General features: G+C 67.4%; 7 protein-coding genes and 2 rRNA genes. 3 read left to right on the forward strand and 6 right to left on the reverse strand.

Going from position 1 to position 7,914, the window contains the following annotated elements; genetic code table 11:
* Nucleotides 1-25 precede the first annotated feature (25 nt).
* Nucleotides 26-1,576 (reverse strand): carboxylesterase/lipase family protein, encoded by a 1,551-nt coding sequence (locus tag RHCRD62_RS06135; RefSeq protein WP_253277221.1) that lies wholly within the window; start codon nucleotides 1,574-1,576, stop codon nucleotides 26-28.
* Between the two features lie 146 nt (nucleotides 1,577-1,722).
* Between RHCRD62_RS06135 and RHCRD62_RS06140 the strand changes: the two genes are divergently transcribed.
* From RHCRD62_RS06140 to RHCRD62_RS26330, 3 genes are all read left to right on the forward strand, one after another.
* Nucleotides 1,723-2,529: an SDR family NAD(P)-dependent oxidoreductase gene (locus RHCRD62_RS06140; protein WP_050063821.1), complete on the forward strand. Its 807-nt coding sequence runs from the start codon at nucleotides 1,723-1,725 to the stop codon at nucleotides 2,527-2,529.
* A gap of 13 nt (nucleotides 2,530-2,542) precedes the next feature.
* Nucleotides 2,543-3,454: a TIGR03619 family F420-dependent LLM class oxidoreductase gene (locus RHCRD62_RS06145; protein WP_050063822.1), complete on the forward strand. Its 912-nt coding sequence runs from the start codon at nucleotides 2,543-2,545 to the stop codon at nucleotides 3,452-3,454.
* Between the two features lie 85 nt (nucleotides 3,455-3,539).
* Entirely contained in the window at nucleotides 3,540-4,127 is a 588-nt protein-coding gene (locus tag RHCRD62_RS26330; protein ID WP_253277218.1) for a hypothetical protein, read from the forward strand.
* 30 nt (nucleotides 4,128-4,157) lie between these two features.
* Here the strand turns inward: RHCRD62_RS26330 and RHCRD62_RS06155 are convergent, their stop codons facing one another.
* From RHCRD62_RS06155 to RHCRD62_RS06175, 5 genes are all read right to left on the reverse strand, one after another.
* Entirely contained in the window at nucleotides 4,158-5,936 is a 1,779-nt protein-coding gene (locus RHCRD62_RS06155; RefSeq protein ID WP_050063849.1) for an AMP-dependent synthetase/ligase, read from the reverse strand.
* Nucleotides 5,929-6,387 (reverse strand): MarR family winged helix-turn-helix transcriptional regulator, encoded by a 459-nt coding sequence (locus tag RHCRD62_RS06160; RefSeq protein WP_050063823.1) that lies wholly within the window; start codon nucleotides 6,385-6,387, stop codon nucleotides 5,929-5,931. Before RHCRD62_RS06160 ends, RHCRD62_RS06155 begins: the two co-directional genes overlap by 8 nt.
* A gap of 75 nt (nucleotides 6,388-6,462) precedes the next feature.
* Complete coding sequence (locus RHCRD62_RS06165; RefSeq protein WP_253277219.1) at nucleotides 6,463-7,161, reverse strand: GNAT family N-acetyltransferase; 699 nt, start codon at nucleotides 7,159-7,161, stop codon at nucleotides 6,463-6,465.
* 307 nt (nucleotides 7,162-7,468) lie between these two features.
* A 5S ribosomal RNA gene (gene rrf, locus RHCRD62_RS06170) occupies nucleotides 7,469-7,585 on the reverse strand.
* A gap of 119 nt (nucleotides 7,586-7,704) precedes the next feature.
* Nucleotides 7,705-7,914 (reverse strand): 23S ribosomal RNA (locus RHCRD62_RS06175); the annotation flags it as partial.

Here is a 7,914-nt window from a genome sequence, read left to right on the forward strand (position 1 = left end):
CGCCCTCTCGGGCGCTACCCGCGGGTCAGCTGAACCCCATCACCTCGTCGCCCCACGCCGACCGCAACTCACGGTCGGGATCCGGAACCATCGCGTCGGTCTTGTCGATGAGCAGCGTCGAGCGTGTCTCCGCCGTGTACGGAGCCCAGTGCTTCGACGCGTCCAACGCGGCAGGCACACCGTGCCACGCGAACGCCAGCCAGCGCCGCTGCACCCGGCCGGCAACCTCGACCGCCGCCTTCCTGCCGCCGAGCCAGAACGTCGGATCGACGTTCAACGTGCCGAAGTTGCCGAACACATATGGCAATTCGGTGGCATGGCTGGCACCGACACGTGCCGCCCGCAGCATCGGTGTCGCATGGTCGAACCGGTACACCCACGTCGGTGAGTGCTGCGAATGCGCGTCGGCGATCCACAAGCACGGCATCCGGAACGCCGCGTCCCTCGACACCGCCATCGCGCCGGTCGACTTCGCGAAATCGGGATACGCCGCGATGATGTCCGCGACCTTCGTGGGCGGCAGATTCGGATGGTCGGATGCGATCGCCGTGAACATCTGGTTCACGGTGCCCGCCGTGACCGGCATGATCGGCGACTTCGTCAGCCGGAAGATGGACGCCTCGTCCTTGTTGGTCCCGATGATGAGCGGAATCCGATGCGACAACCCCTTCTGGAACGCCGCGACCGGATACTTCGGCACCAGGTCGCGGTCCACCACCGGCGCCATCGCGAGCGTCCCGGGTACCGTCTCCACGATCTCGGACAGGAGCCGGTCACCCACCGCGGTCAGTTCCTCGAACGGCATCTCGCGCAACCGTTCGGCGTCGCCGTTCCCGACACCCGCCAGTTCGGCGAACCTCGACGCGACCGCCGCCGCCCGCTCCGCCCCGTACACCGACGTCGCGGGTGAGCTCTGCGCGATTGCGCGATGGAACAGCCCCTCCGCACGCGGAACCGTCATCAACGTCGTGATCGACGCCGCGCCCGACGACTCCCCGAACACCGTCACCTTGCCCGGATCGCCGCCGAAGGCGGCGATGTTGTCGCGGACCCACTCCAGCGCCGCGATCTGGTCCCGCAGGCCGACATTCGACTCGAAACCCTCACCCAACGTGGACAGGTCGATGAAACCGAACACCCCGAGTCGGTAGTTGACGGTGACCACGACCAGGTCACCGACCTCGGCGAGATGCGTGCCGTCGTACACGGACTGCGACGACGCGCCGACGCAGTAGGCGCCGCCGTGGATCCACACCATCACCGGTCGCGGCTCACCGCCCGGTCGCGGGGCCCAGACGTTGAGCGACAGGCAGTCCTCGTCCTGGACCATCGCCGGATCCATCGGCACCTGCATCGCCTTCGCCTGCGGGGCGATGGGACCGAAGTCAATGCAGTCGCGTTCGCCGTCCCACGCGGGCACGGGCAGCGCGCTCCGGAATCGCCGCGCCTTCCCCGCCGAGGCGTACGGGACGCCCTTCCACACGTACACCCCACCCGCCGGGTGTCCACGCAGGTCACCACCCGTCACGCGAACGGTGACGGCGTCACTCGAGTTCACGGTCGCGTCCTCGTCGATCTGCACGGCAGCCTCCCTTTCGGCCCGCGATCACCTCGTTCGCCAACGTACCAATCGGGGCGGGCCGCGCGGGGACGCTCGCGGTGTCTCCCGGTGATCGGGATCGAACTACTCACACAAGAGACGGATGATGTGCAATCGCCGACATGACCGCCGTCCGTACCCCAGGCCCCCTGCTCACCGGCCGGCGCGCCGTCGTCACGGGCGGTGCCCGCGGAATCGGGGCGGCGATCGCGAGCTCGTTCGCAGCGCACGGCGCGACCGTGCTCGTCGTCGACGTCGAGCCCGGTCCGGACGTCGACTTCGACCGCGCCGCCGGTGGCAGCATCGAATCGATCGAGGCAGATGTGTGTGCGGCGCCGGTCCATCCCGCGCTGGCCGCACACGGCGCGGACGTCCTGGTCAACAACGTCGGGCACTTCGTGCGCGCGCCCCGGCCGTTCGTCGACGACACCGACGACCAGTGGGCGGCGCTGCACGAGGTGAATCTGGGGCACGTCCTGCGCCTGACGCACGCCCTCCTGCCCGGACTGGCCGAGCGAGGCGGCTCGATCGTCAACCTCACCACCGTCGAGGCCCATCGGGCGATACCCGGCCACAGCGTCTACTCCGCCTACAAGGCGGCGCTGATGCAGTTCACGCGGTCACTGTCCGCCGAGGTGGGGCCCGCAGGCGTCCGGGTGAACGCCATCGCTCCCGACCTGATCGAGACGCCACAGGTTCCGTATGCGGATCTGGTGCCCGAAGGAGAACGCGCGCTGTGGCCCCGCTGGTCGCCGCTCGGCGGGCCCGGCACACCGGACGACGTCGCGGGCGCCGCCCTGTTCCTCGCCTCCGACCTCTCCCGCTTCGTCACCGGCACCACCGTCCACGTCGACGGCGGAACCCACGGCTCCGGTGGCTGGGTTCCCCGCGCGACGGGCGGCTGGACCAACCGACCCCGCAACCCCTGAAAGGAGCACTCGCGTGCCCACCCTGAGCCTCAATGTTCCCAATTTCGGCACCCTCCTCGCCGCGGACCGATTCGGGCACCTGCTCGACATCTGCAGTGCCGCAGAGGATGCCGGCGTCGATCGACTGCTGATGACCGATCACGTGGTGATGGGACCGGACACCGACGCGTACACGTGGGGCCCGTTCCCGACCGACCCCGACGCGGCGTGGCTCGAGCCGATGACCGTCCTCGCGATGGTCGCCGGACGGACACGGCGAATCCGACTCGGCACCGGTATCGTCATCGCGGCGCTCCGCGGTGGTGCGATGCTCGCGAAGACCGGCGCGACCCTCGACCTCCTGTCGAACGGACGCCTCGACCTCGGTGTCGGGACCGGTTGGCAAGCCAAGGAGTACGAGGCGGTCGGACTCGACTTCACGCGGCGCGGCCCGCTGCTCGACGACACGCTCGCTGTGTGCCGAGCCCTGTGGGACGGCGCCCCCGCCGCCGTCGACCGGCCCGGCATCACGTTCGACGACGTGTACTGCTCACCGCGTCCCGCCCCCGATCGACGCATCCCGATCTGGGTGTCCGGCACGCTGTCGCGACCCGTGGTCCGCCGGCTCGTGACCTGGGGTGACGGATGGATCCCCATCATGGGCGCCACGAACGACGACCTCGCAGCCGGAATCGAGCAGCTGCACAAGGCATTCGCCGAGGCAGGACGTGATCCCGCCGAGTTGCAGACTCGCGGGAGGCTGTCCGTCGCCCGGACCGCAGGCGGCAACGTCGACCTCGACGAGACGGTCGCGAACGCGGTCGCTCAGACGGAACTCGGCGTCACCGACGTCGTGGTGGCGCTACAGGCACTCGACCCCGATCCCGATGTCGCGGCGGCCATCCTCCCCGACCTCGTGCGCACCTTCCGCGCCGCGTTCGCCTGAGCCGACTCTCGAGCGTTCGGCGGTCGGCGCAGTGCGTGAGAACCGACGACAGGAGCCTCACGGTCGGCGTCCTACGATGGCACGCATGCGCGCCACCCGACCTCGCCTGCTGCTGACCACGCTCTGCATCGCGTCGACCGCGGCGTGCTCCACCGCGGTCGACGGCGATGCGAGTCCCGCTCCGCGACAGGCGACGACGACACCGGCGACGACCACGCCCGGGCCTGCGCCGACCAGCCGAACGACAACCGCGGTCACCACCACCCCGGTGCCCGCCGCCCAGGTCGCCGAGTACATGGGCGCCGACAACGGCTCGTACTACTTCATCAGTCCCAGTACGAAATTCGAATGCGCCGTCGTGACCGCACCCGATCCGGTCGCCGGATGTCACGGCGCGCTCCCGGCGAACGCACCGACGGTGTCGGCGGTGGGCGGCACGGGTCGAGTCGCGCCGAACGCGATCCGTGTGACCGATTCCGGTGCCGGCGAATTCGCCAGCACCGGCGACCCGGCATTCCACCGTTTCGACCGCCCCGCGAAGGCACTGCCCTACGGCTCGCCGCTCCGAGTGCAGGGATTCACGTGCACCGTCGACGAACGGACCGGCGTGACCTGCGAGAGTTCCACGGGACACGGCTTCACTGTGTCGGACGCCGCCTATCGGCTCTGGTGAACTTCCGCGTTCCGCGTGAAACCGGTACTCCTAGCCGTACAGGGAGTCGATCTCGGTGCGATAGCGCTCGGAGACGACGTTCCGCTTGATCTTGAGGGTGGCGGTGAGCGCGCCGTTCTCCTCCGTCAGGTCGTGATCGAGGATCACGAACTTCTTGATCGCCTCCGCATGCGACACGAGCGTGTTCGCATCGTCGATCACGGACTGGATCGCCGCACGGAGGTCCCCGTCCCCACGAAGGTCGGACACAGTGGCGTCGGCGTCCTTGCCGTTCGCGGCCCGCCACCGGGTGAACGCCTCCGGGTCGACCGTCACGAGAGCACCGATGAACGGTTTGCCGTCACCGACGACCACCGCCTGCGACACCAGTTCGTGGGATCGCATCCGATCCTCGAGCGGCCCGGGCGACACGTTCTTTCCTCCGGCGGTGATGAGGAGATCCTTCTTCCGGCCTGTGATCGTGAGATAGCCGTCCTCGTCGAGGGATCCGAGATCGCCGGTGCGGAACCACGGCCCGTCGAACACGGCCTCGGTCGCGGCGTCGTTCTTCCAGTAGCCGCCGAACACCACACCGCCACTGAGCTCGATCTCGCCGTCGGCGGCGATCCGGACGGCATTGCCGCCGAGAGGCTGCCCCACGCTGCCGATGCGTTGCGCGCCCGGGACGTTCACACAGTGCGCCGCCGTGGACTCGGTCAATCCGTAGCCCTCGTAGACGGGAACGCCGACGCCGCGGAAGAAGTGTCCGAGCCGCGGCATGAGCGCCCCGCCCCCGGAGATCGCCCACCAGCACTCGCCGCCGAGGACCGACCGCAGCTTCGAGTAGACGAGCTTGTCCGCGACGAAATGCTTGACTCGCAGAGTGATCGACAGCCGACCGGAGTCGAGTGCTTCGCTGTAGGAAACGGCGGTGGCCTCGGCGAGGTCGAACACCCGCTTCTTGACAGCGCCACCGGCAGACGCCTGCTGCGCGGCGGCGTCCCGAACCTTCTCGAACACCCGCGGCACACCGAGGATCACATTCGGTCGGTACCGCCCGAACTGACCGACAATTGTGCTGAAGTCGGACCAGTGCGCCTGCGCCCCACCCGCTTCGAACATCGCCAGCGACACCGCGCGAGCAAGGACGTGCGCGAGGGGCAGGAACGTGAGCATCCGGTTCCCCGGCTGCGCCACCTCACCGATACTTGCCGCAAGGATTCCGCGTACCTCCGACAGGAAGTTCCGGTGCGTCAGCTCGCACCCCTTCGGACGTCCCGTCGTCCCGGACGTGTAGACGAGCGATGCCAGGTCATCCGCCCGCAACGCACTCATCCGCTGCTCGACGGCAGCGTCGTCCAGTCCGGTGCCCGACGCCAGCAGGGTGTCGATCGCCGCGTCGTCGATCTGCAGCACTCGAACACCGGTCGACTCGAAAGACCCGACCTGGGAGGGCTTTTCGACGATCGCGACATTGGCCCCGGAATCGTCGACGATCCAGCGCACCTGATCCGCGGACGACGAATCGTACACCGGAACCGATACCGCACCCACAGCCCAGATCGCGAAGTCGAGCAACGTCCACTCGAAACGAGTGGAGGACATCAGGATCACCCTGTCACCCGACTGCACGCCACCCTGGATCAGACCCTTCGCGACACCCGTGACCAAGTCCGCGAACGCTGCTGCCGTGACATCCACCCACACGTCGCCGTCAGGACGCGAGAACAGCACCAGATCCGGCGTCTGCTGCGCGTGGCGATAAACGGTGCGGACGATCGCATCGTCGTCGCCGATGGTGAAGTTGGGCGCGGTCGCGTACTCACGCATTCGGGTCGCCTCCACTGGTGTCGGTGTCGGAAATCGGTTCGGTCGCACTGAATCTGCGCAACAACTGAGCGAAGGTGTCGACGTCCTCGCTCGGCCAGCTTCGGACGCGGTCGGCGACCTCGGCCTGCCTGCTCCGGTCCGCGCGCTCGAGCATTCGCGCGCCGGTGTCGGTGAGGGTGAGCGGGTGCCCGTTGCGAACCGGCCCGATCTCCGCCTCCACCCAGTCACTGTCGACGCACGTCTTGATCTGTCTGGACACCGTCGAGCGGTGTACCCCGAACGCGTCCGCGATCTGCGTCGCCCGGCACCCGGGGTTGCGTTCGATGTACGAGAGGACGGAATGCAGAGCGAAACTCGGGGCGGCCGCGTCCACTCGGTCGCCCGTCACCAACTGCCGGACCAGGTGCACGAGCTCCTCGTGCACCTGCGCCACGGAACCACGGTGTTGCATATCGCAACTATATCCGCGGACAACTCGAATGGATACCCCGGGTAGCGAAACCCGGCCGCCTCGAGCCGGCCCAACTCAGAGCGCGAACTCCGCGTACCGACCGACCGGCTCGAATCCGATCCGCGTGTAGACCGACACGCCGTCGGCGCTGGCCTGCAACACCGCGGTCGTGACACGGGACCGGCGGGAACGATCCAGAGCATGAAGCGTCACCGCGGTCCCGTACCCGCGCCTGCGGACATCGTCGAGCGTCACGACGCCGTACAGACCGACAACACCGTCGCTCACATGGATCTCCGCACCGCTGACCGGCCGATCCCCCACATACCCGACGACGAACGTACTGGCACATGTCGCAGACAGCACCGCGGACGAGACGCCGGCGAAGTACTCCGTCACCGTCACCGACGGCGGGGTCCAGTTGGCCGCCATCAGCGCGGCATAGTCGCGCAGACCCGCGCCATCCGTCACCGTCTCGACCCGCAGTTCGCCAGGGATCGTGGGTGCCGGAATCTCCGACAGCTCTGCCGTCATGGCGATTTCGGATTCGTGCTCGCTCCAACCGTGCAGCCTCAAGAGGTCCGGCAGATCGTCCGGTGTCGACGCGGGCCCGACCCACCACGAGAAGGGGCGCCCCGACTCTCGAACGAGCGCCGTCGTCTCCGCGACGCGGTCCGATGCGTGTTCCGCCGAGAACCGTGCCCGGCACACGAGGTTGAAGGTGTCGTCGCCAAGCCCGCTGTCCGCAATGACGAGGTCATCCGTGGAATGCACTCGTGCGCCGGAAAGCACGGGATGGAGGTGAGATGCGTGAGAGGCAAGATTCGCGTCCATTGCCTGCAGAGTTCGATACACGCCGCGATCGTACGGCGGACGGACCGCCGGGCCTCCAACCCGAGCCCAGCGTCGGATGTTCGCATACCTTGTGGTGCGTCAGCACCCCTGTTGCGCGCGCAGTCCCCGTGCGAACACCACACAACCCCTGCGCAGGACGAATTGCGGGGAGCAAGGGAAAGGTCCCCTGAAACGCCGAAAACCCCGGAACCAGAAAACTCTGGTTCCGGGGTCCCCGGGATGTTATGTACGGCGGTGTCCTACTCTCCCACACCCTGTCGAGTGCAGTACCATCGGCGCTGGAGGGCTTAGCTTCCGGGTTCGGAATGGGACCGGGCGTTTCCCCTCCGCTATGGCCGCCGTAACTCTGTGAAACTGTCACACGGAACCAGAAACACACAACCCCAACAATCAGGATCGAAATTTCCGGCTCTGAACAACGTGTGTTGTTTCAGATACCGCACAGTGGACGCGTAGCTTCTTTGTGGTAAGTCCTCGGCCTATTAGTACCAGTCACCTACATGCATTACTGCACTTCCAGTTCTGGCCTATCAACCCGGTAGTCTGCCGGGGGCCTTACCCCCTCAAGGGGGTGAGAAACCTCATCTTGGAACAGGCTTCCCGCTTAGATGCTTTCAGCGGTTATCCCTTCCGAACGTAGCTAACCAGCAGTGCCCTTGGCAGGACAACTGG

It is taken from the genome of Rhodococcus sp. RD6.2, from assembly GCF_001040705.1.
GTDB lineage: Bacteria > Actinomycetota > Actinomycetes > Mycobacteriales > Mycobacteriaceae > Rhodococcus_G.